Source organism: Gottfriedia acidiceleris (assembly GCF_004138285.1).
Taxonomy (GTDB): Bacteria; Bacillota; Bacilli; order Bacillales; family Bacillaceae_G; genus Gottfriedia; species Gottfriedia acidiceleris_A.
This window is the reverse complement of the sequence record NZ_SCFN01000012.1, coordinates 121,685-148,275: the sequence shown is the minus strand read 5'-3', so window position 1 is coordinate 148,275 and position 26,591 is coordinate 121,685. Positions and strand designations below refer to the sequence as shown.

The 26,591-nt window shown below is 33.6% G+C and carries 25 protein-coding genes, 1 pseudogene, 1 riboswitch and 2 other annotated features; of the genes and pseudogenes, 8 read left to right on the top strand and 18 right to left on the bottom strand.

The genetic code is table 11. The features are described from left to right. Positions 1-23: 23 nt before the first annotated feature. Positions 24-497, top strand: a complete 474-nt coding sequence (locus tag EP747_RS16965; RefSeq protein WP_129691285.1) for a pentapeptide repeat-containing protein — start codon at positions 24-26, stop codon at positions 495-497. 199 nt (positions 498-696) lie between these two features. Here EP747_RS16965 and EP747_RS16960 read toward each other — a convergent pair whose 3' ends face one another. The 8 genes from EP747_RS16960 to EP747_RS16920 form a co-directional block, all read right to left on the bottom strand. Next, the gene (locus tag EP747_RS16960; RefSeq protein WP_268895669.1) at positions 697-1,515 is read right to left on the bottom strand and encodes a DUF2935 domain-containing protein; all 819 of its coding nucleotides are present in this window, start codon (positions 1,513-1,515) and stop codon (positions 697-699) included. A 178-nt stretch (positions 1,516-1,693) separates the two neighbouring features. Then, positions 1,694-2,257, bottom strand: a complete 564-nt coding sequence (locus tag EP747_RS16955) for an FAD-dependent oxidoreductase (RefSeq protein ID WP_129691283.1) — start codon at positions 2,255-2,257, stop codon at positions 1,694-1,696. A gap of 97 nt (positions 2,258-2,354) precedes the next feature. Next, entirely contained in the window at positions 2,355-2,729 is a 375-nt protein-coding gene (locus EP747_RS16950; RefSeq protein WP_129691282.1) for a DoxX family protein, read from the bottom strand. A gap of 302 nt (positions 2,730-3,031) precedes the next feature. Next, positions 3,032-3,469 (bottom strand): RrF2 family transcriptional regulator, encoded by a 438-nt coding sequence (locus tag EP747_RS16945; protein WP_129691281.1) that lies wholly within the window; start codon positions 3,467-3,469, stop codon positions 3,032-3,034. 173 nt (positions 3,470-3,642) lie between these two features. Further along, positions 3,643-4,419, bottom strand: a complete 777-nt coding sequence (locus tag EP747_RS16940; RefSeq protein WP_129691280.1) for an arylamine N-acetyltransferase family protein — start codon at positions 4,417-4,419, stop codon at positions 3,643-3,645. Positions 4,420-4,527: 108 nt separating this feature from the next. Beyond that, on the bottom strand, positions 4,528-4,944 hold the full coding sequence (locus EP747_RS16935) for a GNAT family N-acetyltransferase (protein ID WP_129691279.1): 417 nt from the start codon (positions 4,942-4,944) through the stop codon (positions 4,528-4,530). Positions 4,945-5,356: 412 nt separating this feature from the next. Then, the gene (locus EP747_RS16925; RefSeq protein ID WP_129691277.1) at positions 5,357-6,229 is read right to left on the bottom strand and encodes an AraC family transcriptional regulator; all 873 of its coding nucleotides are present in this window, start codon (positions 6,227-6,229) and stop codon (positions 5,357-5,359) included. A 136-nt stretch (positions 6,230-6,365) separates the two neighbouring features. Next, positions 6,366-7,577, bottom strand: coding sequence for a multidrug efflux MFS transporter (locus tag EP747_RS16920; protein ID WP_129691276.1), 1,212 nt, complete (start codon positions 7,575-7,577; stop codon positions 6,366-6,368). Between the two features lie 324 nt (positions 7,578-7,901). Between EP747_RS16920 and EP747_RS16915 the strand changes: the two genes are divergently transcribed. Together EP747_RS16915 and EP747_RS16910 are read left to right on the top strand one after the other, a co-directional pair. After that, complete coding sequence (locus tag EP747_RS16915) at positions 7,902-8,471, top strand: TetR/AcrR family transcriptional regulator (RefSeq protein ID WP_129691275.1); 570 nt, start codon at positions 7,902-7,904, stop codon at positions 8,469-8,471. Positions 8,472-8,595: 124 nt separating this feature from the next. Then, positions 8,596-9,336, top strand: a complete 741-nt coding sequence (locus EP747_RS16910; protein WP_129691274.1) for an MBL fold metallo-hydrolase — start codon at positions 8,596-8,598, stop codon at positions 9,334-9,336. Between the two features lie 49 nt (positions 9,337-9,385). On the opposite strand, the gene EP747_RS16905 is transcribed toward EP747_RS16910, so the two are convergent. Continuing rightward, positions 9,386-10,714, bottom strand: a complete 1,329-nt coding sequence (locus tag EP747_RS16905; RefSeq protein WP_129691273.1) for an amino acid permease — start codon at positions 10,712-10,714, stop codon at positions 9,386-9,388. Positions 10,715-10,773: 59 nt separating this feature from the next. Further along, positions 10,774-11,000: a binding site (T-box leader), on the bottom strand. A 45-nt stretch (positions 11,001-11,045) separates the two neighbouring features. After that, positions 11,046-11,276 (bottom strand) — a binding site (T-box leader). Between the two features lie 189 nt (positions 11,277-11,465). Between EP747_RS16905 and EP747_RS16900 the strand changes: the two genes are divergently transcribed. Beyond that, positions 11,466-11,951 (top strand): GNAT family N-acetyltransferase, encoded by a 486-nt coding sequence (locus EP747_RS16900; RefSeq protein ID WP_129691272.1) that lies wholly within the window; start codon positions 11,466-11,468, stop codon positions 11,949-11,951. A 50-nt stretch (positions 11,952-12,001) separates the two neighbouring features. Here EP747_RS16900 and EP747_RS24340 read toward each other — a convergent pair whose 3' ends face one another. Further along, a complete protein-coding gene (locus EP747_RS24340; RefSeq protein WP_165347113.1) occupies positions 12,002-12,160 on the bottom strand; it encodes a hypothetical protein in 159 nt (52 codons plus the stop codon). A 19-nt stretch (positions 12,161-12,179) separates the two neighbouring features. On the opposite strand from EP747_RS24340, the pseudogene EP747_RS25415 reads away from it, so the two are divergent. Next, positions 12,180-12,317 (top strand): annotated as a pseudogene (locus EP747_RS25415) (ester cyclase); the annotation flags it as partial. Positions 12,318-12,381: 64 nt separating this feature from the next. On the opposite strand, the gene EP747_RS16890 reads toward EP747_RS25415, so the two are convergent. The 4 genes from EP747_RS16890 to EP747_RS16875 all read right to left on the bottom strand — a co-directional run bounded on the left by EP747_RS16890 (position 12,382) and on the right by EP747_RS16875 (position 15,949). Beyond that, positions 12,382-12,903, bottom strand: coding sequence for a GNAT family N-acetyltransferase (locus EP747_RS16890; protein ID WP_129691271.1), 522 nt, complete (start codon positions 12,901-12,903; stop codon positions 12,382-12,384). A gap of 296 nt (positions 12,904-13,199) precedes the next feature. Further along, on the bottom strand, positions 13,200-13,901 hold the full coding sequence (locus tag EP747_RS16885; RefSeq protein ID WP_129691270.1) for a hypothetical protein: 702 nt from the start codon (positions 13,899-13,901) through the stop codon (positions 13,200-13,202). A gap of 129 nt (positions 13,902-14,030) precedes the next feature. Then, positions 14,031-15,308, bottom strand: a complete 1,278-nt coding sequence (locus EP747_RS16880) for an MDR family MFS transporter (protein WP_129691269.1) — start codon at positions 15,306-15,308, stop codon at positions 14,031-14,033. A 212-nt stretch (positions 15,309-15,520) separates the two neighbouring features. Further along, the gene (locus EP747_RS16875; protein WP_129691268.1) at positions 15,521-15,949 is read right to left on the bottom strand and encodes an ester cyclase; all 429 of its coding nucleotides are present in this window, start codon (positions 15,947-15,949) and stop codon (positions 15,521-15,523) included. Between the two features lie 205 nt (positions 15,950-16,154). Between EP747_RS16875 and EP747_RS16870 the strand changes: the two genes are divergently transcribed. Both EP747_RS16870 and EP747_RS16865 read left to right on the top strand, forming a co-directional pair. Beyond that, positions 16,155-16,733: a metalloregulator ArsR/SmtB family transcription factor gene (locus tag EP747_RS16870; protein WP_129691267.1), complete on the top strand. Its 579-nt coding sequence runs from the start codon at positions 16,155-16,157 to the stop codon at positions 16,731-16,733. A 482-nt stretch (positions 16,734-17,215) separates the two neighbouring features. Beyond that, entirely contained in the window at positions 17,216-21,031 is a 3,816-nt protein-coding gene (locus EP747_RS16865) for a S8 family serine peptidase (RefSeq protein ID WP_129691266.1), read from the top strand. Between the two features lie 169 nt (positions 21,032-21,200). On the opposite strand, the gene EP747_RS16860 is transcribed toward EP747_RS16865, so the two are convergent. The 4 genes from EP747_RS16860 to EP747_RS16845 form a co-directional block, all read right to left on the bottom strand. Continuing rightward, positions 21,201-22,070, bottom strand: a complete 870-nt coding sequence (locus tag EP747_RS16860; RefSeq protein WP_129691265.1) for a 5'-methylthioadenosine/S-adenosylhomocysteine nucleosidase — start codon at positions 22,068-22,070, stop codon at positions 21,201-21,203. Between the two features lie 165 nt (positions 22,071-22,235). Continuing rightward, positions 22,236-22,339, bottom strand: a riboswitch (purine riboswitch). Between the two features lie 175 nt (positions 22,340-22,514). Then, positions 22,515-23,480, bottom strand: a complete 966-nt coding sequence (locus EP747_RS16855; RefSeq protein ID WP_129691264.1) for an NAD(P)H-dependent glycerol-3-phosphate dehydrogenase — start codon at positions 23,478-23,480, stop codon at positions 22,515-22,517. A gap of 138 nt (positions 23,481-23,618) precedes the next feature. Further along, complete coding sequence (locus tag EP747_RS16850) at positions 23,619-24,602, bottom strand: ketoacyl-ACP synthase III (protein ID WP_129691263.1); 984 nt, start codon at positions 24,600-24,602, stop codon at positions 23,619-23,621. A 179-nt stretch (positions 24,603-24,781) separates the two neighbouring features. Beyond that, entirely contained in the window at positions 24,782-25,237 is a 456-nt protein-coding gene (locus tag EP747_RS16845; protein ID WP_129691262.1) for a GNAT family N-acetyltransferase, read from the bottom strand. Positions 25,238-25,414: 177 nt separating this feature from the next. On the opposite strand from EP747_RS16845, the gene EP747_RS16840 reads away from it, so the two are divergent. Further along, complete coding sequence (locus EP747_RS16840) at positions 25,415-26,533, top strand: GerAB/ArcD/ProY family transporter (RefSeq protein ID WP_129691261.1); 1,119 nt, start codon at positions 25,415-25,417, stop codon at positions 26,531-26,533. Positions 26,534-26,591 lie beyond the last annotated feature (58 nt).

The window sequence follows — 26,591 nt, the reverse complement described above, 5'->3', positions numbered from 1 at the left end:
TCAAAGCTTTAGGAGGAGAAGAAATGTCAAATTGGAAGACTGCATTATTTGAGTTACAAAAAACAGATATGTCTTTTTCAACATTTAATGAAGTAAGAGCTGAAAACTTAGACTTTAATAATGTAAGCCTAGCGAATTCGAAATTTACAAATGCAAACATGAGAAATCTGGAATTAAATGACGTGAATTTATTCGGAACTCGAATTTCAGATGTTAACTTATCTAATACTAAAATAACAAATGGTAATTTAAGAGACTTAATAATTGATCATGTTCACTTAGCTGGTACAAGCTTCCGCAATATTGTCATTCCGGAAGATCTAAATCTTGACGATCACTCTAATTCTATTAAATTTGAGAAATGCAATTTAACAAATAGTCAGTTCACGGACTGTGATTTAAGTCATGTCGAAATCGATAATTGCAATATATCAGGATTGAAAATTAATGGCATTTTAATTGAGGATTTGTTAAAGCGTTATATTCAGAGAAAATAATTTCTAAGGAAGTAGTGCATTAAATGAGTAATATCATGTTGATTTCCTAAACGTGTTATGAGTAAGGTAATTTCTTCTTTTTGCTGTTTTACTTACTCATTAACCCCTCATGAGTAACCTATACAATTCAACGCGCAGTAAAAAAAGAATCTTTATTCAGATTCTTTTTTCGTGTCTATTTTAGTAACTTGCCTTGTTCTTAATGGTCGTCCAGTATAATATTTCTATTCCCATTCCCTGTTAACTGTGCTTCGAACGCGTCAATTATATGCAAAAATCGATCTGCTTCTCTAAATACATGGTCTGCTAGTAGTGGGTGAATGATACTTTTGATTCTACAAGCTTCTATTAGGTCACGAGCTGTTTTCTTAAAATCCCTGAGTGATTTTACCGATACACGGTTTTCATCGAGGAATTGGTCAAGTATAGGAACAGTTTCCGATTGTGGTCTCATTGATTCTAAATCTACGGCTTGGTATAAAAGTTGATCAAAATCATGGCTAAATTCCCTGGCTTGATCTACTAATTTTCTTTCTGACGGATCTAATAAATGTCCGATAAATTTTGCATGGTCTGCCATAATTCTTAAAAAGAAAACATTTTCCTGGATAATTGCAGCAGGTAGCGGTTGGAGTTGACCATTATTTAATTCAGTCAAGCGATTTGCAAAATAGGCTGCTTCTCTACTTGTATGGTCAACTAATAGGGGGAAGTTATTGCCTGTTATTTTACAAGTAAGGAGTAAATTAAGAATTTTCCGCTTATAAGCCCAAATCATGGAAGCTGCTTGATGAACCTCACTATTAAACTGTTTAATTTGCTGTGGATCCGTTTGAAGCGAAAATGATTGGGCTTTATTTCCAATTGCTTCAAAGACTTGATAAAATTGATCTGCTTCTTGAATTAATTCAGTATCATCACAATTAAATCCTAATTTAAGAAATAAGGAATGCTCTTTCATTATCCTAGACCAAAACAGAATCTCATCTAAAGAACGTGCTATAAATGCATCCGACAATCGGACCCCTCCTAACATAATTCATTTCACTTTCTAATATATTGATGAAAAAATGAATTATTACAGATACATCTTTATTAAGTAGAAAAGCTATTAGACTACTAAATTTAACATTAGATTTATAAAAAAAGCATTACTTCAAATAGAAGTAATGCTAAAGTATTTATTTAATCATAGATTATGATTTCAAAACATCATGATCAACATATCGTTTACCATCCATTTGACTAATAACATTAATCGCAACTTTTGCTCCATCACCTGCTGTAATAATCGTATGAACACTTGTTCCTGCAACAGTTCCCGCTGCCCATACTCCTTCTATATTTGTTTTACCAGTCGAATCTACATCAAGTACGGTCTTTATGCGAGGTTCTGTTCCAGCCTTTGTGTTTAGTCCAACATTTTCAGCTAATTCCACACTTAAGCCTGTAGCTAAAATGACTTGATTTGCTTCATAAGTAGCTGTTTCAGTTTCAATATTGAAGCCATTTTCTATACTCACTATTGTTTTGACAGTACCTTGAATAATTTCAGCTCCAAATTTTCTAACTTGGTTTTTTCCTGTTTCTATTAAATCTGGGCCAGTAATTTCTGAAACTCCATAATGATTTTCAATCCATGCTTTTTTCGTTATACTCTTATCGTTGTCTAGAACTAAAGTTTTTTTACCAGCTTTTGCTGCAAATAAAGCAGCACTTGCTCCCGCCGGTCCGGCGCCGATAATTACGATATCATACATTATTAAAATCGCTCCTTTTTACATATAAGATTGATTTAAGTACAGTAATTATTATTCTGTCGTCGCCTTATTAATCCCTGCATGAATTAATCGCAAATTAATTAAATCCCGGGAAATTTGAGAGATCAGAATAATTAATCCATAAAAGTACAAACGCAATAATACCTAATAATAATATTGTAAAAGTTTGTTTAAACGAATCCTTAACACGGATATGTGATATTATTCCACCGATTGCCACAACTCCTAATAATAAACCACCCGCTGGAACCCAACTTTCTTCCCAAAATCCAATAATCAGTGAAACTGCTCCAACCAATTCTACTAATCCTGTAATTACTCTGAACCATTGTGCTAATTTCAAGTGATTAAAACTTTCAACACTCGTTTTTGAACCAAAAACTTTACCTAAACCAGCAATTAAAAACATAAGAGCTAATAAAATTTGCAAGATAATTGATAAAATATCCATTTTTTTATCACCCCTTTACTAATATATATGCAATTGAAAAAAGCACATATTACTACAAAAGTAACTATTCTATCTAAAATTTTGATTAGAATGTTTACTAAAATCAGTAATAATGGTTAAATATGACTTAATTAAAGCCAAACAACTAAAAACATTCAGTTCAAGCTGTTGAAAAAAGCAGTTGTCAATTAAATAAGTAAAATGCAATTTTTAAAAGCAAAATTTAGACAAAATAAAAAAGCAGTGTTACCTGCTATATTATTTAGTACTTATAATTCCTTATCAAACTATTAAACTACATTTTAATCCTTGAAAAAGTCAATTCTATTCATAACATCTTCAATTGTAAATTGCTTTAAATAATCTAAAGCCTGGCGTTCCGCTTCAAATAATATTCTTTCTATTTCTAAATCTAACTGTTCTGCAGCTTCACCACAGTCAACTGACATTTCTTGTTCTATGGGACCTTTATTAACAGCATTATAGATTTCACCTAAGGTAATCGAATCAATCGCCTTTTTTAAAATATAACCGCCTTCACGGCCACCTTTGGATTCTACAATGCCTGCTGAGGTTAAAGATTGCATTACCCTTCGCATGAATGTCGCATGGGAATCCACTTGCTCTGCGATCATTGCACTTGATAACATACCACCACTATTTGCCAACCAAACTATTGCATGAACTGCTATTTTAAAACGAGGTGGACCAATATTGACACCTCTGTTTGCACTACTCATTGCTTTTCACTCCTATAATTACTTGGTTGAATGCTTATTAAGCAAATGATAGAACAATAAATTTTCATAGGCAATAGAATGGTTAGAAGAAAGTTATTAACAATTTTTACCATTAATTACTCAACAATTTGTTCAAAGAAGATGTTTACTAAAAAACCGTAAATCTTTTATTTTTAAAGCCCAAAATGTTGCTTTGCTAATTCCCTATATCTCTTTTCATCAATATCCTCTTTCGTTACTACACCGTTAATCCATTGTGTAAATGAAGTATTCGTTAAAGTTTTATTCCCCTCATTTGTCAGTTGAGTCATTAAAGGGTTTTTATTAAATGGAGATTCTTCGTGCTTAGCAATAATTGATTGAATCTCATTAAATTCAGACACATCCGAAATCACGTCGCGTGAATCAAATGCATATCCAATTCGCCAATTAGGATCTTTATGTTTTAGTTTTAACAGCAATACATAGTCCCCGAATTCTGTGTCTTCTTTTTTAATTCGAAACTCACCATTACTAGAAGTAATCATCTCACCGGAAAAGGGAACTTCTTTTAAAGGAAGATTCGCTCCAAATCCCGTATCAATTAAGTATGTTTCTTCATCTTGTGTTAATAAGATTGTGACATGTGTTCTTCCAAAAGTAGGATATTTTTGAGCTATATTGTCATAAACAACCCCTCTTGCTAACCTCACGTTAAACCCATTTTCAAGAAGAAATAAATACAGTAATGAATTCAGTTCATAACAGAGACCACCTTCATTTTTTACTAATAATTTACTAATTAAATTTTCTCGGGTGATCTCATTCGTTTTATTTTCTATAATACAAAGATTTTCAAAAGGTATATTTTTTGCAGTTTTTTCAAGAACGTCATTTAAATTATTAAAGTTAATCACTTCATTATCTCGTAATCCGATTCTTTTTCGAAACAATAAATTAAGCTCGCTCATTAACTATTCCCCCTGTCTCATTAAACTGTTAATTAATCATACCAGTTATGTTTATAAGCTAAAAAAAATAAGCTGCAAAAGCAACTTCATGCCAATTTAGATTGTCTCTTATAATCTTTTTTCAAAATAATATTGATTATACCCTTTTGGATGACTCTCAATTATTCCAAATACTTTAAAACCATGCTTCTTATAAAATTTTGGAGCTTGAAAACTAAAAGTATCTACTTTAATAAGGCGACATCCATTTTCGATTGCAAATTCTTCCATGTGATTGATTAGCTGACTACCAAAACCTTTATGTCTATACTCTTCTGATACCCATAAGAAGTCTATAGATAAGTGGTGCCAATACATCCTTCCTGTAATTCCACCAACTATTTCCTCTTGATCATTTCTAACGACAAAACTTATATTTTCAGACGGTGCTTTCATCTCATCTGGAAGTTTTTTAGCATTAAACTCGATTACTTTTTTTCTAATAAACTCACTATCTTCTTGTACCCATTGTTTTACTATTTTCATTTTTATTTTTCTCCTATTATTATATTCGACTTATAGCAACTAAATTTTCTTAATTAATAGTACATTCTCTATATAACTCTATTTTCCTTTTAAAAACATTCTTAACCAAGAACCCAGCTGAATAAGTTATAAACAAAAAAACCTTCAAAAATAAGAAGGTTTAAATATTAATCTTATGGTATAATCTTCCAAAAGGAGTGAAATTAATATGCATAATGTGTTTTTTCCTCTATTTTCAATCATACCGATTTTGTTTTACTTAGCACCTTTTGTTTTTATGGTTTGGTTTCTTTTAAAATCCCTAAAAATTCAACAAGAAAAAAATCAAATTCTCAAAAGTATTTCAGATAAACTAGATCACTTTAATAACAATAATTCAGAAACTTGAAAGAGCGTATGTCTCTTTCTTTTTTTATTTTTTAGAGATTGGTATCCATATTTCGCTCTTAAAAGTTGGTGATGTGATGTCTTTCTGTTCATTCCATAAAATTTCGGGACCTTCCACTTGATGGTAATTAGAAGATGGAAACCATTCAGAATAAATTCGTCCCCACACTTCTTGCAATGCATCTGGAAATTTTCCAATTGCTTTGAATACTGCCCATGTAGATGCAGGAACTTCAAGTTGAATTAACTCTTTTGGACAGTCATTTGTAGTGGCAACACCAATATAATGATCAAGCTCTCCTTTTTCTTCCATTCTACCTTCAGAAAAATTTGTAGATGCACTTATTATGCCAATCGGTTCAACATTAGAGAGTTCTTTTAGTTTCGTTATTTTTTCCATCGTTAAAGTTTTCCACATGGCTGCAATTTCCGGATTAACTCCTTTAAAAATAATCGGAACTCTCTTTTTTATACCTACAATTCGAAATGCTTCTTTTTCTTCAATACGATAGTTCATTTCATTTCCCCCTTTAATTGATAATTGGAAGGTCATTCGTGGAAATGCTTTAAGCGAATTGCCGTTATTTCTAGCTTCTGACGGAGTAATTCCATGTAAGTTTTGAAAGGCTCTCGTAAAGGAATCCGGAGAATTGTATCCGTATTTTAAAGCAATATCAATTATTTTCTTGTTTTGATCTTTAAGTTCAAACGCTGCAACGGTAAGGCGGCGACGACGTATATACTCTGAAAGAGAAATTCCAGCAAGAAAGGAAAACATTCTTTTAAAGTGATACTCAGAACAAATTGCCCGTCTAGAAAGCTCTTTATAGTCAATCTCACTTGTCAGATTTTCTTCAATATATACTAGAGCATCATTCATATTCTTTAACAAATCCATTTTATAACCTCCTTCATCAATAGAATAACAGGAACGCAATTAACTAATCCGACATTTCATGCTAAATTATGTAGGGTGTTCCCATGTACTATTTTAAAGGGAGCCACATTAAGTAGCTCCCAAAATTTATAACTTTTTACATCGATAATTTAAAATCTTCTTTTACATTCAATTTCTTATTAACTTTAACATAAACCAAAATTGCATTAAGGAGCAATAATGCACTTGTAACAAAAAATACGTATTTCACACCTAAATATGCTCCAATTTGCCCACCTAAAATGGAACCGACAAATACACCTAAATATCCAGCTGACATATTAAATCCAAATACTCGACCAGTAATGGCATCTGGTGTAATTCGTTTAACTAATGTATTAACAGACGGAGTTAAGCCTGCAGTTGCCAAACCTAGAATAAATCGTAGTCCCATCAATTCCCAAGCGTTATTTACAAATGCTTGGGGAATAACCATCAGACCTGAAACAATCAGTGCAACGAATATAACTTTATGTGGACCAATTCGATCTGAAATCTTACCTAATCTCGGAGCAGCAATAATGCTTGCCAAACCTGATGCTGAAAATGCCATACCCGCTAACAATGCAACATGTGTAGAATGAGCAGATAGCTGAGAAATGTAGACAGTAATAACTGGTTCAATCGAATAAAGAGCTATTGTTAAAACAAAGAAAGTAATGAACATTGTGATCATTAAGCTTTTATCGGGAATAATACTCCATATTTCCTTAAACTTAAGCACTTTTTTATCTTGGCGAGTAAATGATTCTTTTACAAATAATGCTGTTGTAATAAACGCAACCATCATAAGTCCACCTGTTACAAAAAACACATTTTGTAAGCCGACAGTCTCTCCAATATAACCTCCAATCATAGGACCAAGTAATGAACCTGCTATACTTGCAGTTGAAAGTGTACCTAATGCCGATCCCGCATGCTCTTTATCTGTTTGCGTTGCGATTAGAGTTGTACAAGCTGTACCGTAACCGGTAATGACACCTTGTAAAAGTCTTAAACTAATTAAAACATAGACATTATGTGCAAAACCCATACAAAAAATAATAATTGACATACCAAGACTTGCTCTTAGCAGCATTGGTTTTCGTCCAAACTTATCCGCTGCCAAACCCCAAATAGGAGAAAAAATTGCTGAAATAATAAAAGTTACTCCAAAAGCAATCCCTGAAAATTGACTAATTAATGCAGAATTATGAACACCAAGTTTATCAATATATAGGGGTAATACCGGACCAAGTTGGCTCATCCCAATGCTAGTTACAAACATTCCAAACCAACAAACAATTAAATTTCTTTTCCACAATAACATAATATCCCCCTCCTTTTTGATAAAAATAAAATCAATTTTAAAAAGTCCCGAGAATGAGACAAATAAAAATAACAATGAGTTTTTATATACACATAACACTAAACTATAATTTATAGTTTGTAAATTATATTATATAGTTTACGAATTATCATCCGAAGTGTTAAACTATTTTCTGTAATATAGTCTCTCTTTAAAAATACTTAGTATTTAGGTATTGTATCTTTAAGGACATAAGTTGATTGGCAGTTGAAATCAACCTAAATTTTCTTAGAAAAAATACAATTTATACGTAAAACAACCTAAACATGAGACGGGAGCAAAAAAATGGTTCAAAAAAGAAATTTAACAAAAGAAAAAATTATTGAAGTTGCTTTTTCATTGGCTAATGAAATAGGGCTTAATCAAGTTACTTTTCCAAAAATTGCAGAGAAGCTAGATATTAAATATCCATCTTTATATAACCATTTTGCGAATATGGACGATTTAAAATTGAAAATGACGATTTCTCTTTTAAATAAATTAAATTCGACTTTAATGCAAAGATTAGTCGGTAAAAGTGGTGAACAAGCGATTAGAGAAATTGCTTATGTATACCGTGATTTTGCATTTGATAATAGAACTGGTTATGGACTTTTTATGAATATCCCAAGTACAGAAAATGATGATGTTAAACGACTTGCTAGGGAAACAACTGGAATTATCCATCAAATTCTACAGTTTTATATTACGGACCCTACTTTATTAATTCATCAAGGCCGAGCATTAAGAAGCATTTTACACGGATTTGTCTCGATGAATTTCCTTGGATATTTCCAACATCCAGTAAATGTAGATGATAGCTTTGACGTTATGATTGATGACTTTATTTCTTCTGTTTCAAAAACGCAAAAGTAGAAAAAGTTTTTAGTCAAAAAAAATGTGAACACTAAACTAGGCAACTTTCTTTAGATGTCTAGTTTAGTGCTCACATAAAACAAAGGGAGGTGTGGTAAAGGTAATAAATGCTTTTACCATTTAAATGAAAATAGCTAAAGGTATTGAAACAATTGAATTAGAAATGAACTTTACAGGACAAGTAAATATTATTCATCCAACATTACTTTTGGATGAACAAGAAGTGATCATAGTAGATACAGGAATGCCAGGACAAACCGGGGAAATTCGTGAAGCGATTGGAAAAGCGGGATTGGAATTTAACAAGCTGTCTAAAATCATTCTTTCACATCAAGACATCGATCATATCGGGAGCCTCGCTGAGCTTTTAAAAACTGCTGATCAAGAAATTGAAGTGCTTGCACATAAAGAAGACAAGCCATATATTGAAGGCGATAAAGCTTTAATAAAAGTGAATCCTGAACGAATCGCAAAAATGATTGAATCTGTTCCTGAAGAAATAGGAAAAAAAATAAAAGCAATCTATGATACTCCACTAAATGCTAAAGTTAATACAACTTTATCTGACGAAGAAGTTTTACCATATGCCGGTGGAATCACTGTGATCTTTACACCCGGACATACGCCTGGTCACATTTGTTTATATCATCAAAAAAGCAAGACATTAATCGCAGGTGATGCTGTTGTCGCAGCTGATGGCGTAATTATGGGGCCAAATCCAAATGTCACACCTGATATGGAAACTGCTCTTTTATCCATTAAAAAATTGACAAAATATGATATTGAAACAATCATTTGTTATCATGGCGGAGTTGTAAATGAAAATGTAAATGAACAGCTTTTAGCATTAGCTAACAATCATTAATTTATTGATATAAATTTGGGCACCAATTAAGGTGCCCTTTATTTTTTGTTTAATGAATTTGACTTTTTCTTTTTATAAATGAACATAAAATTAATACAACTAACATTCCTAAGCAAACAAAAATACTTAATCTATTCTGTTCACTGAATGCAAATGCTACACAGCTAACACATAATGCAATTACTGTAAATGAAGTTACGTATGGAAATCCCCAAACTTTGTAGTGTGGTTGCTTAGTATATGTTTTGCGAAGCTTCAATTGTGCTAAACAGATGCTAATCCATACTAATGATACTGTAAATCCTGGGATTGCCATCAAATAACCAAATACGCGATCGGGTGAAAAATAAGCTACAAATGTGCCCCCAATTAAGATTATTGCACTTACAATAACAGTATAAACTGGTACACCATTCTTAGAAATTTTTGCAAAAACCTTTGGCGCTTCCCCCTCAGTTGCTAACGAATACATCATACGCGTACAGCCGTAAATACCTGAATTTGCAGCAGATAATACCGCCGTAATTAATACAAAGTTCATAATATGAGCTGAACCTTGAAAACCTACTGTTGATAAAACTTGAACAAATGGACTTTCTTGATTACCAATTTCATTCCATGGAATTAATCCGCAAATAATTAGAATTGGAAGCGTGTAGAATAAAACAATTCTCCAAATAACCCCTTTTATAACTTTTGGTATTACTTTTTCTGCATCTTTTGTTTCTGTTAAAGTCAATCCAATTAGTTCTGAACCACCGTAAGAAAAAATGACTATTAATAAAGCAGAAAATACTCCTGACCAACCGTGTGGGAAAAATCCCTTATGCTGAACATAATTTTGTACATAACCACTATGATCACTTGGAATAATTCCAAATAAAATTCCAGCGCCTAACGCAATAAATAAAACAATCATTGTAATTTTAATTCCTGCAAACCAGAATTCTATTTCACCATATCGTTTCACATTCATAAAATTAACAGCCACAATAAAAATTGCACTAATAAAACTTAAAGACCATAAAGACATTGAAGGAAACCAATATTGTAGAAAGCTACCTGCAGCGATTACTTCAATAACACAAACAACTAACCACATAAAACAGTACAACCAACCAATTACGAAAGAAACTCTTGTACCAAACGCTTTACGAATAAATCCTTTCATATTCAAACCAGGAAACGCAATTGCCATTTCCGCAATCGCACTCATCACAACAAGAAGTAATAATCCAGCAAACAAATATGAAAAAATAACTGCAGGTCCTGCAATCGATACAGTTTCTGATGTTCCTTTAAAAATACCCGTGCCAATTGCTCCACCGAGTGCCATAAAACGGATATGTCTTGGTAGTAAATTTTTTTGTAATTCCATTTTCTATCTCCTCTTTCTAGCTTGTAATTATATAAAAAAAAATCGCCCCTGCCACTAACGACAGGGACGATTTTCACCGTGGTACCACCCTAATTGCAGAATTATTTCTGCCACTTGTTTTATTTAACGATCGATGACCGTCTTTTCCAAAGTAAATGTCGACCTTTACTTCGAAAAAGATACTCCAGGATTGTAATTCATGCTTGTTTTTGTACTGATTCACACCATCCACCAGCTCTCTTAAACAGTGAAACAAACATTACTGTATTCCCTTCATTGCATTTCCTATATTCAGTTTTAAACTAATAAAAAAGTCCCTACTGATTGTATCAGTAGGGACGAATTATTCGCGGTACCACCCTAGTTGCAGAAATATTCTGCCTCTTAAAATTTGATAACGATCAAATTTGACCGTTTTTCCCTCAGTAAAGATTTAAATTTACTTCGAAAAAAATAGCTCCAGGACCGAAATTCATCCTTATCTTTGTACTGATTTCCACCAACCATCAGCTCTCTATTACATTGAGATAAGTACTACTTAAATTCCCTTCATTGCTTAAAACTATATTAATCTAACATTAATAGCTTGTTTCTTTTTTTAATATGTTTTGTATTATAGTGGTTATTTCATAATTCTGTCAACATCTTTTTATTTCATTTAGTTCAACCTCTATACAAAAGGTGAGTTTAAATAGTTTGTGAGCTATGAAATTAATATAATATAATTAAGAAAAATGGAGGGAATAAAATCATGCTAAACATACGAAATGTAAGATTGGAAGATTTAACTGAACTTGTAGAAATTGAACATCTTTGTTTTTCAAAAGAAGAGGCAGCAACAAAACAGGCATTCGAAAAACGCATTAAATTAATTCCCGATAGTTTTTTTGTAGCTGAGGAGAATGGTAAATTAGTTGGTTTAGTAAATGGTCCTGTTATAAATGAGACTTTCATTACAGATGATTTATTTAGCGAAATTAAAAAAAATCCATCTACTGGTGGTCATCAAAGTATCTTAGGCATAGCAGTTGCTCCACAAAACCAAAATAAAGGGATCGCATCAAAATTGCTTTCTCATATCGAAAGAGTTTCAAAAGAAAATAAGCGTGATTCAATCACTCTTACATGTAAAGAAAACTTAATTCATTTTTACGAAAACCATGGCTTCATCAATAACGGTATTTCTAGCTCAACACATGGTGGAGTAAAATGGTATAACATGAGTAAAAAACTGTAATAAGGCTATAGCTTTATTACAGTTTTTTCTTTGGATATTTATATAAGACTTTATGATTCTATTTTATACCACTCCATTACTTCAAAAAGCTTCTCCCTTATACTTTGGATTAGCACGGCCGGTTCCTTCACAGTCACATTTTTTCCAATTGCAATGACCTCCAATTTTTTATCACTTATAGAAACTGTTATCACAAGATTGGAATTCACATGAACAAACTCTGGATTTTTTAGAGGGAATGCCCCAACCGAAAAATCAGTAAACGTATCTTTATTTAGAGAATTCAAAGTAGAAAATGGTAAAATTTTATCTCATCGTGGATTATTTGATACACCGACACTCATGAATCAATTAGTGGAAAAATAAATGAAAGCTACCAACAACCTTTAAATGTTGGTAGCTATTTAACGTTATTAATTACAATACAATCCTACAATTTAGATAAAACCTCGGTTACATTTTCCCACTCATAAATTAGTAAATTTAATTCAGTTCCTGAAAATCTAATCTTATCTGTTTTCAATAACTCGGCACCATAATATTCATAGAAAAAGCGTGTTTTATTGTCTTCTAAAACCTCGACGAATACCCGATTATACCCCAATTTTTGAAACTGAAGGAATAATTGTTTCATTAATTGCTTTCCGACTCCTTTACCTTGATATTCCTCAAGAAGATAAATAGATGTTAAGTCACCAGAGTGATCGACTTGATTCCTCTCTCTTTTTCCACAATCTGCAAAACCTATAATTTCCCCGTCATCATTCTCAGCAACAACTACATAATCCCCCTCTTTTGAAAGATTATGATTCCACAATTTTTCTCTTTGTTCATATGACAACTTCTCTAAAAACTCGTTAGGAATTATATTTCGATAAGTAGTTTTCCAACTATCAACGTGAACTTTAGCGATGCCTTTTGCATCTGACATTGTAGCTTTCCTTATAATCAAATCTTCCACCTCGCACCACTCTTTTTAAAAATATATATACCTTTAAAGTGACGAAAAGTCCTTCAACTTTTCTTGAATTTCCCTTGTAGTGATCATAAAAAGTAGTTATTTCCTAGTTAAACTAGTTACTTATAAGAGCGTTTCAAGGATTTTATTGGTATTTTGCCAATTTTAATTGCGATTACCCTTCTATAATTGCGATTCTCTATTTTTATTTGCGATTCACCTTTATTAAGATTTTTAATTCTTAAATAAAATACTTACAACAAAAAAAGCACCCCCACAGGTGCTCTTTACTACCTTTTCCGATTATACTTCTCAAAAGAAATCGTCTGAACCTCATATTTCTTTCCATTCCAATTATATAAAAGTTTCAAATTTCCAATCGCTCCTCCGCCGTCGGTTGAAATCATTACGACAGCATCTGCAACTAGTTTTTTCTTATCAACAATATAGTCCACTGGCACGTGGGTATATACACTATCGTCTGAAGACGTATCTTTAAACCCTAATGATTTCAAATTAACTTTATAAGCTTTTTGTTTAGTTGTTATCGTTACAATATCCCCTTTTTTTTCCATTTCGACAAGACGTTTAACTGCTTCAGGCACCGATTCAATTGGAACTTCCTTATATTCTTCGCTTTGATCATCGCTAGTGCTAATCTGCAATAAATGAATCGGATCATTGAAATTATCCAATACGATAATGACTTCATTTTGTTTATCTTTATTTAAATCTTCACTAAACATTTTGGTACCATACTTCCCACTTTTCCATGTTGGGAAGTGATATAAAGATCCTTCATTTCCAATTTGAACATCAAAATTTCGGTATTCTTTCCAATCTATTCGGTCAGCGATTAAATAAATATTTTCCTGCCACACATCACTCGGGATCCCATTCATAACCACTCGTTCCGCTTGTCGCGCACTTACGGATGAACAAGTAAAAAATGTAAAAGTACTTATTAAAACAACGATTAAACGTCGGTTCATCGAAACACCACCTTTACCATTAAGGTTTCCTAATATGGAAAATATAACCTCAAGCAGACCTTGAATGATTTGCCCATATATCTTATTCTCTGCAAAAAAAATAGAGCTGCAAAAAGCAGCTCTTGTAAATTAAGAATTTATTCCAGCAGTATGGCCCTGCTCCTGCAATATTTCTCCCTTAATTCTTCTTTCCAATGCAGGGGTAATACGAACAAATATTAGAATACCGATTACACCTAAGCTTGTTAAAAAGAAAGATGTCGCGAAATTCGATAAGTATGCACTAAGTGAAACGGTTATTGAGCAAATAAACATCGCTAAATTAAATGTTAAACCTGCAACCGCCATATAGGAACTCCTTGTTTCGTCAGCTGGTAAGTTAGCCATATAGTTTTGTTGAACAGGTACTCTTAATACTTCCGCAACTGTTGCTACAAACATCGCTATGAATAAAAGCCAAATTGAGTTACTATATGAAATCACTGCATATCCACCAACAAATGCAATACAACTCCAAATTAACGTTTTTCGATCATCCAATTTTCCTACTATTTTAGAAGCAAAAAGTGCCATTACGACTACTAGTATCGTATTTTCTGTACGCAAGAAACCATTCATCTCGATTCCACCAAATGTCCAGTTCAATAAATGTTGTGTGTGGAAATCATTCGCTAATCGAATACTTATATAATTTGTTAATTGAAATTCCATTGAAAGCACTAGCAAACCTGCCAGTACATAAAGAATAAAGAGCTTATCTTGAAAAACATCACGGTAATTTGAAATCATTTTTTTAGCGTGATGAGCAATCGTCTTTGTTTCCGTCTTTTCAGAAACTAAGCTTTCTTCAACAAAGAATGTAATTAAGACCCATGTAACAAGTGAAGCAACTGATAGTGCTAATAATAATTCAAATAAATATGATTTAAATAAAAATCCTCCAAGCATGCCACCAATCGCAATTGATAAATTGTTCGACCAGTACATGATTGAGTACATAAGCTTTCGTTCCTCTGGCTTACTCACATCTATTAACATTGCCTGATTAGCTGGCCCTGCTAGCCCCCAACAAATGCTATTTAAAGTCATCATAAAGAATGTAATAAGTGGTGATGAAAACCAAGGTGAATTACAAAACATCATCGTAATAAACGCGAGTAACCGAATTGTTTCGGCAAACACCATTGTCTTTTTACGGCCAAACTGATCCGAGAAATATCCACCAAAAAAGTTCATAATAATTCCTACAAATACATTTACAAGCAAAAGTAATCCTGCTTGTTTTACCCCAAAATGCTTTGATAAATATATCGCCATAAATGGAAAAACCATACTTCCAATTGACGAACTTAAAAACGATTCGAGTAATCGAATTTTTATATTTTTATGAAAATTAAGTATCCCCAAACTCTTTCAACCTCTCTTTAACTATTGAATCCCCATAGTTTTAAATTAGTACTAGAAAGACTGATTATTTGCATGAAAATTCCCCCTTTTTCAATTTTTCACTTAATTAGCATAGCAGTTATTTTCGATTATGCCAATATGCAATTCCAATACTTTTTTCCTATATAAATGAGAAAAATTGGAATGCTTAAAGCAAACCAATTTAACTCGTTTTAAAAAACTGTATGAGTATTATTATGTAAGGCTCCTAGTCTATATAAAATAGCTGCGTCACTATTTTCACACCACATTTCTTTTACTTTAGAGCCTTCGAAGTAAAATATTAAGATTCCTGATTCTTTCACACGTTGATTTTCTGACGGTATATTGAACCACCCACCTTTATATGTCATCCACCCCGTATAACGTACAACTAATTTATGTCCTTGTTCTATTAAGTCATCTATACTCCATTCATCATCATGAAAAACAGAACGATACCAAATCATAAATTCTTTCATTTTATCTTTTGAATTTTTACCATTTCTAGAGTGATAAATGAAATCTTCAGTTGTAAGTTCGTCTAATACCTCAAGATTTCCAGTTGTAAAGTATTCCTTAAACCATCTATTAGCAACATTCATTTTATCAATACTTATCACCTAGTATCCCTCCCTCTAAACTGCTTTTTTACTAGTTTAATAATGAACATTCGTTACAAGTTTATCGTTATCCTATCTAAAACATTAACTAAAAATATTTAGTATAAAATAACTAAATTTAAATTCGTATAAAGCTACTTATTGAAACTCAATTCTAATTAGATTATTATCTAATTAGATAAATATAAAAGTAGGTGTTTACTAAGTGCAATTAAGTAAAGTTGTGGATTTCCACAAAGCATTAGGTGATCTTACCCGTGTGCGCATTATCGCATTACTTCAGCAAGGTCAATTAAGCGGGCAAGAAATTGCTAGTAAATTAAGTCTTAAACCCCCAACGATTACCCATCATATGTCAAAGCTTAGAGAGGTTGGTCTGATTAAGGAGCGCCGTGATAAAAACACAATCTATTTCACTCTAAATACTAAAATTTTAGAAATGAGTGCTAATGCAATTTTTACAGTAGGAACAGGAGGAGATTCTAATATGGAAATGTCAGTTACTGAAAGTGAACGCTCAAGCATTATCAATAATTTCTTTACTAAGGAAGGCAAACTTAAAATTTATCCTGCTCAGCGAAAGAAAAAGCTTGTCGTTTTAGCGCACATGATTAAAGGCCTAGAATTTGGTAGAGTTTATCAAGAGAAAGAAATCAATGAATATTTGAAGGGTTTTCATGAGGATTACGCTACGTTGAGACGTGAGCTCATTATGTGCCAGTATATGTATCGCGAAAATAATCAGTATGAATTAAATCCAGTTGAATTATGGTGGTTAAAATAAGACGGAATTTCTCATCTTTATAAGCTCAGTTACTGACGATTAAATAATATTAAAAAGTGTTCCCTGAAGGAGTATCATTTGTAAGTTCCTCCTTCTAAGAACACTTTTTTATTTAAAATGGAAACTTGATGAATTTTTCATAAACAAAATATCCCATAAACTCCCTTTAAAATTAACTTGTAAGTTATGTATCCAGCTTGCAAGTTACAATATTTGCTATAAACAAGAATGAAAATTTAATATACTTTTGCTACTTGATATAGAGTCGCGCAAAATTCCACTTGATTCATAGACTCTTAGAAAAGTTTATATAAGGCAAGATCTTTAGTAGATCGAGTTTATTCTAGTCTAGCGAAATTAGTTCATTCTATTAAGTAAAGATTGTTTACACACACCAGGATACAAAAAGAAAAATAAAGGGGGATTAACACGTTTTAAGTAACAGAAAGGCTATTTCTAATGATTCTAAAGGGAGGAATACAATGAAAAATAGTTTCAAAGTTTTAAATGTGTTAGCTGCTACTTCACTTATCTTTGGTATTTCCCAGTCAACAGCGACGGCAAGTCCAGATACTGCAACTTCAGAATCTAAGTTAAACCAACAAACCTCGTCTCCATCACATATCGTTTCTACTAACACAATAACTTTAATCACTGGTGACGTAGTAATCCTTAATCGCTACTCTGATGGAAAATTAGCAGGTACCCTGCAGCCTAAAGAGGATGGTATGCCAATTTCGTATACTACCAAACTAGTTAATGGAGACTACTATTTAATTCCTGATAAAGCCGTAGCTTTCCTAGCTTCTGGCCAATTAGATGAGGAGCTATTTAATATTACAAAATTGATTGAGTATAAGTATGATGATGCTCATCGATCAAGCGTACCTTTAATTGTAACGAAGGAATCCAAAAATGTTTCTCAGTCAACTAACAAAGCTGTCTCGACTGGGGCTACACGACAGTTAAATCTCCCTAGTGTAAATGCTGTTGCAGTAAATACTGACAAAAAGCAGACTGCTAAATTCTGGGATGCAGTTGATGGAGAGACAAAAGTAAAATCGTCTCAAGTTGAGTTAACTGATGGTATTGAAAAGATTTGGTTAGACAAGCCAGTAAAAGTTGCACTTGATAAGAGTGTTCCTCAGATCGGTGCGCCTGTAGCATGGGCCTCTGGATTTGATGGAAAAGGCATAAAGGTCGCTGTTTTAGATACGGGTATAGACTCGAACCACCCTGACGTTAAAGCCTCTATAAAAGAAGCGAAGAATTTTACCGATGATGCCGACTTTATTGATCACCACGGTCATGGTACTCATGTAGCCTCGACTATAGCGGGATCTGGCTCCGCCTCTGGTGGAAGGTTAAAAGGTGTTGCACCAGGTGCAGACCTTTTGATTGGAAAGGTGCTCAACACTAGTGGTTCCGGTGAAGAATCTTGGATTATTGCTGGGATGGAATGGGCTGTTAAGGAAGGGGCTGATATCGTCAGCATGAGCTTGGGAAGTACTGAGGCGAGCGATGGTACGGATCCAATGAGCCAAGCAGTCAATCAATTAAGTGAATCTAGTAACACTCTATTTATCATCGCTGCAGGTAATGCGGGGCCAGGTAAGAAAACTATAGGGGCACCAGGTGCTGCTGAAAAAGCATTGACAGTTGGTGCAGTTGATAAGAATGACCTTTTGGCCAGCTTCTCCAGCCGTGGACCAATCATTGAGAATTACAGAGTTAAACCTGAAATTACAGCGCCGGGAGTCGGAATCGTGGCTGCTCGTGCTGCTGGAACTGCTATAGGTACAGTTGTAGATGACTATTACACGTCTCTCAATGGTACTTCAATGGCTACACCACATGTTGCTGGTGCAGCAGCAATCCTACGTCAAAAACACCCTGACTGGTCAGCTGACCAAGTCAAGCAAGTATTAGTTGAAACAGCGAAACCGCAAACAACTTATACTGCTTACCAACAAGGTGGAGGACGCGTAGATATCGCTAATGCTCTTAACGCTAATGTTTATAGTAGCCCTGCAGTAGTTAGTCTAGGAAGTGCAATGGCAGAAGACAAACCGATCGAAAAATCCTTTAAATATTTCAACCCATCCAATAGTGATGTCACATTATCGCTTAGTATGATCCCTAGAGGAGAGACTGGGGTTGTAGCACCTTCTGGTATATTTACACTCAATAAGTCAGGGGTTACTATACCAGCTCATGGTAGTAGCGAAGTAAAGGTTACTTTTAATCCATCTTTTGGTACTGCTGGAGATTACAAAGCAGTTGTCACAGCTACTGGAGACGACGGGAAAAAATTTAACACTACAATCGGTGCAACGAAGACAGAACCATTAGTCAATTTAACCGTTTCGACAATTGACCGAAATGGAAACCCAGGTGGCACCGCAACAACTGTTGTAGCTTATAATCTGGATACAGGACGAGTTTACGAAGTTATTCCGAAGGCTGATCAAAAAGGAACCGCAAATATTGAGGTAAACCCTGGTAATTATTCTGTCATGGCTAGAGTCGTAACAACAGATAAGTATAATACTTTTGGAGAGTCTGTTACATTAGGTGGAAATCCTAATATTGAAGTTACGAAAGACACCAATATGACAGTAGACGCTCGATTAGGTAAAGAGATTGATGTTCGTACCCCTAATGAGTCAGAAGCTCATGGATACAAGATCGGATTTTTCCGTCAAGGTCAAGATATTACTAAAATGCCTACAGCATATTTTTGGAGTGGTACCAATTCTTTTATCTTCCATGCATATGTAATCCCTAGCAAAAAAGTGGATGTGGGCAAACTTGAGTTCATGTACGACACGAGGCGCTATGCTCCAGTTATTCGCGCATCTTATGTGGATTCTGCCCAAACTGCGATTCCGCTTCATCCAGTCATTTATGCGCAAAAATTGGACGGACAAAAAACACTACAAGCAATTAATGTAGGAACTGCACATGCTGACGAAATCGCTAAGGTAGATATCTCCGGAAAGCTCGCGATTATTAAGCGTGATATCAGTATGAAATATGCCGACCAAATTGCGGCACTTGCAACGGCTGGTGCTGAAGGAGTCATTATTGTGAATGATCGACCTGGTTTATTCACAAGCATCCTTCCAAATTTTGCGGGATCTGCTATTCCTGCTTGGTCTCTTAACCAAGACGAAGGTGAAGTATTGATTAAGCGAGCTACCGAGGAAAAAGTTATGATAAAACTTGATGGCATTGCAAACAGTCCTTATGTTTACAATGGTTCGTTATATGTTAAAGGGGAGCTGCCTTCTAAGCCAGTTATCAATTTCACGAAGAAGAATTCGAAAATCGTGACAAACAACTACTTTGGTAAAGAAGGTATTATTGGTGACACGAACCCTGTGTTACGCCCTTGGCAAGATATTACAGTCGACACAGTTGACTACTTCCCTTCTCAATTCCAACGGGAAGAGTGGTACAGTACTGGGTCAGAATATCCAGCGATGGATCAGGTCCGTTTTTTGCACAATGTATTTCCAAACAACAAAAATATCTCTTATACGTTGAGCGGTCCGTGGGATAAATATTTTAGTCCTAACACGCGGTATACAGAGAACTGGTTTGAGTCAGCTCAAGGACCTGGAATGGAGTCATCTAAAGCCTACCGAAAGGATAATCTAATGACACTACACATTCCTAATATAGGTGATTCAGACGGTTCACATTATGGTTGGTTCAACAGGACCGGAGAGACTAGTTCTGCGACGCTTTCGGCGGATGGTAAAGAAATCTATAATAGCAAAAACATTACGCAATATGGTCCAATCACTGTTGACGAAAAAGCGTCAACCTATCAACTAAAGGTAAACGGTACCCATAACGGTACAGGTTGGTTCCCGTGGGCTACATCGATTAGTACAAACTGGACATTCCAATCAGCTAAACCAACTAGTGGACTTACAGTATTACCATTACTGTGGCCTAAATATGACTTAGGGGTCGACCTTGGAAATTCAATTTATGGAGGAAGACCTTATAAATTTAACGTTTCCATAGAGACTCAACCTGGTGCAGATGTTCATGACATTGTTCAAACGGAAATGTGGACTTCAACTGATGATGGTACTACATGGATTCCTGCTAAAGTAAACAAACGGAACGAGAATAAATTCAATATTACTGTGAATCATCCTGACTCAGGGTATGTATCAATTCGCTTGAAAGCAACTGACTCTGCAGGCAACCAAGTAGAGCAGACAATTCTTCGAGCTTACTCACTAAAAACACCGGGCAGATATCCACCAATTCAAGATTAAAAATCAGCTATTTTGAAATTCGTGTTATTTGCTCATGAAAGAAGATGAACTCTAACTTGTGTAGATGTTCATCTTCTTTTTTATCTTTTTATGCGTTGAATAATACACAAAAAAGCACCTCGTTCACATCATAAATCGGTGATAGCTCGAGGTGCTTTTTCAATATTTATTATTTACTTGGATTTGTAGAAATATATTTCTTAACTACTTCCATTACATACTCCTGACATGCATCAGCTGTAGTTGGATCGTATTTACCGCCATTAGTTTTATTGTTTGATAATACACGAATTCCTAAGAAAGGTACATTATATGCTTGAGAGATTTGAGCTGCAGCAGCGCCTTCCATTTCTTCTACTGAAGTACCATATTTAGTATGGAACCATTTAATGCGATCAACTTCATTGTTCCAAACGTCTGCAGATCCGATTGTACCTTCTACAACCTTACCTTTAGTGTATTTATTTTTTACTGCATTTGCAGCTGTTAATAAATCTTTATTACCTTCGTAAAAACGTGGTTTTTCAGCGTTTGGATCTTCACCTGCACTACCTTCTGAAGCCATTAAGTCCATTGGTTTCCATTGAGTTGCATCAATTCCTTGGTTTTCGTCTTTCGTTTCTGTTTTTAAAGAACCAATATTAGTTGTATTTTTACCTAATACGATATCAAAAACATTTAAATTTGCGTCATGACCACCAGATGTTCCTTGGTTAATAATTGCGACTGGTTTATATTTTTCAATTGCAATCGCTGTAGCAGCAGCAGTATTTTCCATACCTTTACCTGTTTTTGCTACAATAACTGGATAATGATCTAAAGTACCTTTGTAAAATACGAAACTACCTGATTTTTCTACTTTTACATTTTTTAGCTTACTTGCAAATTTTTCAGCCTCTATTGGCATTGGTCCCTCAATAACGATTGGTCTTAATTGTTTTGATTTTGCTTCTACAGTATTTGTTTTAGCGTTATAACCTACAAATGCTGAAACTAATAGTGCAGATGCTACTCCTACTATACCGTACTTCTTTAACATGTCTTTTCCCCCTGTTGTTTATCACACTCGAAGTTTTGGTCCAAAAAAAAAGTCTAGAAAAAGTAGAATAATTCCTACCTTCTAGACCTACGAAAGTTAAAGTATAGATAAGCATTAAATCAGGTTTAATGCTAGACCTTAAGTATTGGTTACATAAAATGACGACCAATAACTACTTTAACTCGTAGTCTAGTTCTTTCATTGGGAACCAGGTAGAAACGCTCAGACCATATTACTGAGCATATACGAGTAATGTTTATGAATGATTACACTGCTAATATATCAAACTAGAAATATATTTTCAATACAAAATATGAACTTTTTTATAAAAAACAACAAAATCGTTCGTATTTTAACTAAAAACAAACGATAAAACACGAATAAAAGTTACAAAAACAACAAATTTATTGTTTTTTATAGAGTTCCCGAAATAAAATTTCATTTTTATTGAAACTCAAATTTTAGTGGTCTTAAAAATAATTCCTCCAAAGTTTCTTTCGCATTTTTATGTTCATAAATGATTTCAAACAATGCGTTACAAATCGGTAGTTCAATATCATACTGATCAGAAAGTTCCTTTAAAGCCTTAATTGTAGAAACCCCTTCCGCTAATTTATCAAATGGTTTTCCTTCAACAAATGCCTGTCCAAACTTTCGATTATGACTATGCATTGAAAAGAGTGTTGCCTCGTAGTCTCCTAAATGACTTAAACCGTAAATTGTTAAATCATTTCCACCCATTGCTCTTATTAAACGAGAAATTTCTCTAGTGCCTCTAGCCATCAATGATCCTTTTAAACTACTATATTTCAATCCATCTAGCATTCCTGCAGCTATTCCCATGACATTTTTTGTTGCAGCTCCAATTTCATTACCAATTAAGTCTTGGCCGTAATAAAATCGTATTAACTCGCTATTAAATACTTTAGCAATTTGTTTTGTTACTTCAATATTTTCCGAACCAATTACCATGCAATTAGGTATATTCATTACAAAATCTTGTACGTGACCTGGCCCTACCCAAACGGCTACATTGCAGTTTTTCCCTACTTCTTCACTAAAAACTTGTGTGAGTCTTTTACCGGTGGTAGATTCTAACCCTTTCATACAGAGAATAAAGGTTTTACCTTGTATTTCATTATATTGACTTAAGCGGTTAGCAAATGTTCGTAGCTCTTGGGCACTAATTGATATAATAATGACTTCTGCAAATGATAACGCACCTTCTAAAGAGCTCGTTAACTCAATTCCATCTGGCAGGCTTAAATAGTCATTTTTTCTTGTTTGAATTAAGCCAATAAAATTTTTAGAATTTTCTCTCCCCCATAAAACTACTTTGTGACCAGATCGATTAGCGTACCAAGCTAAAAAAGTTCCCCATCTACCGCAGCCTAAGACAGATACATTCATTAAATCCTCTTCCTTCCGAAAATTATTAACAAGTAGTGTACAATCCTCTACAACCTAAAATAAGAAGTCTAATTAAATCACTTATTAGACTTCTTATTATTTTTGATTAAATGCGTTTCTTGCTTATAGACTCAAATTTTATAAAGTCCAATTAATAAGTAACCCGGCATGCGTTAATCCACCGCCGAACCCATAAAGTAATACCTTATCCCCATATTTAAGTTTTCCTTCCTTCACTCCCTTTGCTAAAGATAAAGGAATCGTGGCAGATGATGTATTTCCACAATCGACTAAACTATATAAAGTCTTATCAATTGGAAATTCACTTCTTTCACAAATTGATTCAATCATTCTTAAATTTGCACTATGAGGGACAAACCAATCAACTTCATTTAACGAGATCGCCCCGTTATCTAGTACAGCTTGCATCCCTTTTGGAACTGTAGTAACTGCCCATTTATATACCTCACGACCATTTTGAATAATATTACTGTTATAAATTATTTCTTCTCCAAACATTTGGTTTGATAAATTTGAACAATATAAATGTTTCCCTTTTTCGCCTTCTGATCCTAAGTAAGAGGAAATGAAGCTAGGATGTTCTTCATCATACTCAACTAAAGCTGCACCAGCGCCATCACCAAATAAAATGCAAGTAGTGCGATCTTCATAATCGGTAATTTTAGACAAGGTTTCTGCACCAACTACTAAAATTTTACGATTTAATCCGGATGTAACTAATCCATTTGCCATATACAAACCGTAAGTAAAACCTGCGCAAGCAGCATTTAAATCAATTGCCCCAGCATTTTTTATCCCAAGCTTTGCCTGAATAATTGAAGCAACACTTGGCGTTTTGAAATCTGGCGTTAAAGTACAAACAATGATCATATCGACATCTTCCACAGACTTATTGTATTTTTCCATCAAGTCTTTTATTGCCTTAAAGCTTAAGTCACTTGTGTATTCATTTTCAGTTGCAATTCTTCTCTCTTTTATTCCTGTTCGTTTTACAATCCATTCATCATTCGTTTCAACTATTTTTTCTAAGTCCTTATTCGTTAATACTTTTTCTGGTACATACGAACCTATTGCAGTGATACGAGCTTTCGATTTTTGCATTATAGTCACCTCAATCGTATTAATTAATTTCTTTCCAATATTATATCACCAGATATTAATACTAGGTACTAATTTTATTTTAAAATTTTTTCATTCTTTTAATTTATCAGTTGGGCATTGAAATAAAAGGTATTAAACTAAAAAAAGTTGCTACAACAGCAACTCTACTTTCAAAAATTTTACAATTCTAATGTCATAAAAACACTATTAGGGTCATCTTTATATTCAGCAAAAGGCTTACAATACTTAAAACCAAAGAGTTCATACAGTTTTTTTGCTGGATCGAATGCTTCCATCGAACCTGTTTCCAAACTTATTCTCTTGTAACCTCTACTTTTCGCCTCTTCGATTATGTATTGGAGCATGTGCTTTGCCACACCTTTCCTTAAATGAGCTGAAGAAGTTCTCATCGATTTTACTTCTCCATGCAAAGGGTCAAGTTCTTTTAGAGCCCCACATCCAACTAAATCACTTTGTTCCCATACACTCCAAAACGTAATTTCCGGTTTCTTTAATCCTTCAAGATTTAGAGCATGAATACTTTCAGGTGGAGAATGCTGTGTCATACCTTGTAGATGCTCACCAATTAGCTTAGCTACTTCAGTTCCAGTTAAATCATCAACCTTTATTTCCACGTAAAGACCACCTCATTCCTCTTTTCTATGTTTGCTAATATTATACTAAATTTTAACAAACTTCTAACTGGTTTTTTAGTCACAATAAATTACTTAGTTAGCTCTTAAATAAAATAGAATTTTATGGAAAAAATAATGATCTAGAAGAAAATTCAGAAGTAAAAAGAAGGAATTCAAATGAATCGCAAATTAAATATAAGTGGTTTTCAATTCTTTTGTATGATTTTTATGTTTGGGGTCGGTGCTTCTCCACCGGTCGAAATATTTGTTAGAGCTAAACAAGATGGTTGGATTAGTTTATTAATAGGTCTCATTACAGCTTGTTTAATCTTTGCGGTGTATATTAAGTTATATTCATTATTTCCTGAACTCCCACTAACAAAATATATTCAAATTATTTTAGGAAAATATGTAGGAAAAATACTTGCATTAATATATATCTTATATTTTCTTTATATTGCTGCACGTGCTTTACGTGATTTTGAAGATTTATTAACAATCACTTTATATAATGCTTCTTCTCTAATTTCAATTGGATTAATTATGATGTTATTAATCATGTATGCAATTTCTAAAGGACTAGAAACGTTCGCTCGTTCATGTGAATTTATATTTATCATGATCATATTTCTTACTGTAATATTTATAGGATTTGAAATCATTTCAAAATTAATAAAAATTGATAATTTAAGACCCGTTTTAGAAAACGGATGGAAACCAATATTTAAAGCTTTTCCTATTTCTTTAACAATACCATTTGGTGAGATTCTGACATTTACAATGATTATGCCACATTTAAAAAAACAAGATTTAGCAATAAAAGTAGGAATACCAGCCTTATTATTTTCGGGACTTATATTAACCTTATTTGCAATTTTAAATACTGCAATTTTAGGCCCTTCCGTTATTGAAAGAACAACCTACCCACTTCTAACATCAGTTAGTTATATTAATATTGCCGATTTCATCCAAAGATTGGATACTTTCATTGTTGTAATTGCAGTATGCAATGCCTTTGTAAAAATTACAATTTACTTTTATTGTGCGGTATCTGGAGCTGCTGATTTATTTAATGTAAAGAAAAGTGACCAACTAGTCTATCCTATGGGCATTATTACTGTTGTTACTTCATTATGGATTGCTTCTAGTTTTCTTGAGCACCAATTAGAAGGGATCCATATAGTACCGTATTTACTTCACGTTCCACTTCAAATAATTATTCCGGTAAGTTTATTACTAATGCTCTTAATCCAAGGGAAATTAAAAAGTAATAAAGACTTGAATTATAGTAAATAAAATTCTTTCAGCAGTTCTATCAAAAGGCAATTCAAAAAGGCTCTAGTTTTCACTAGAA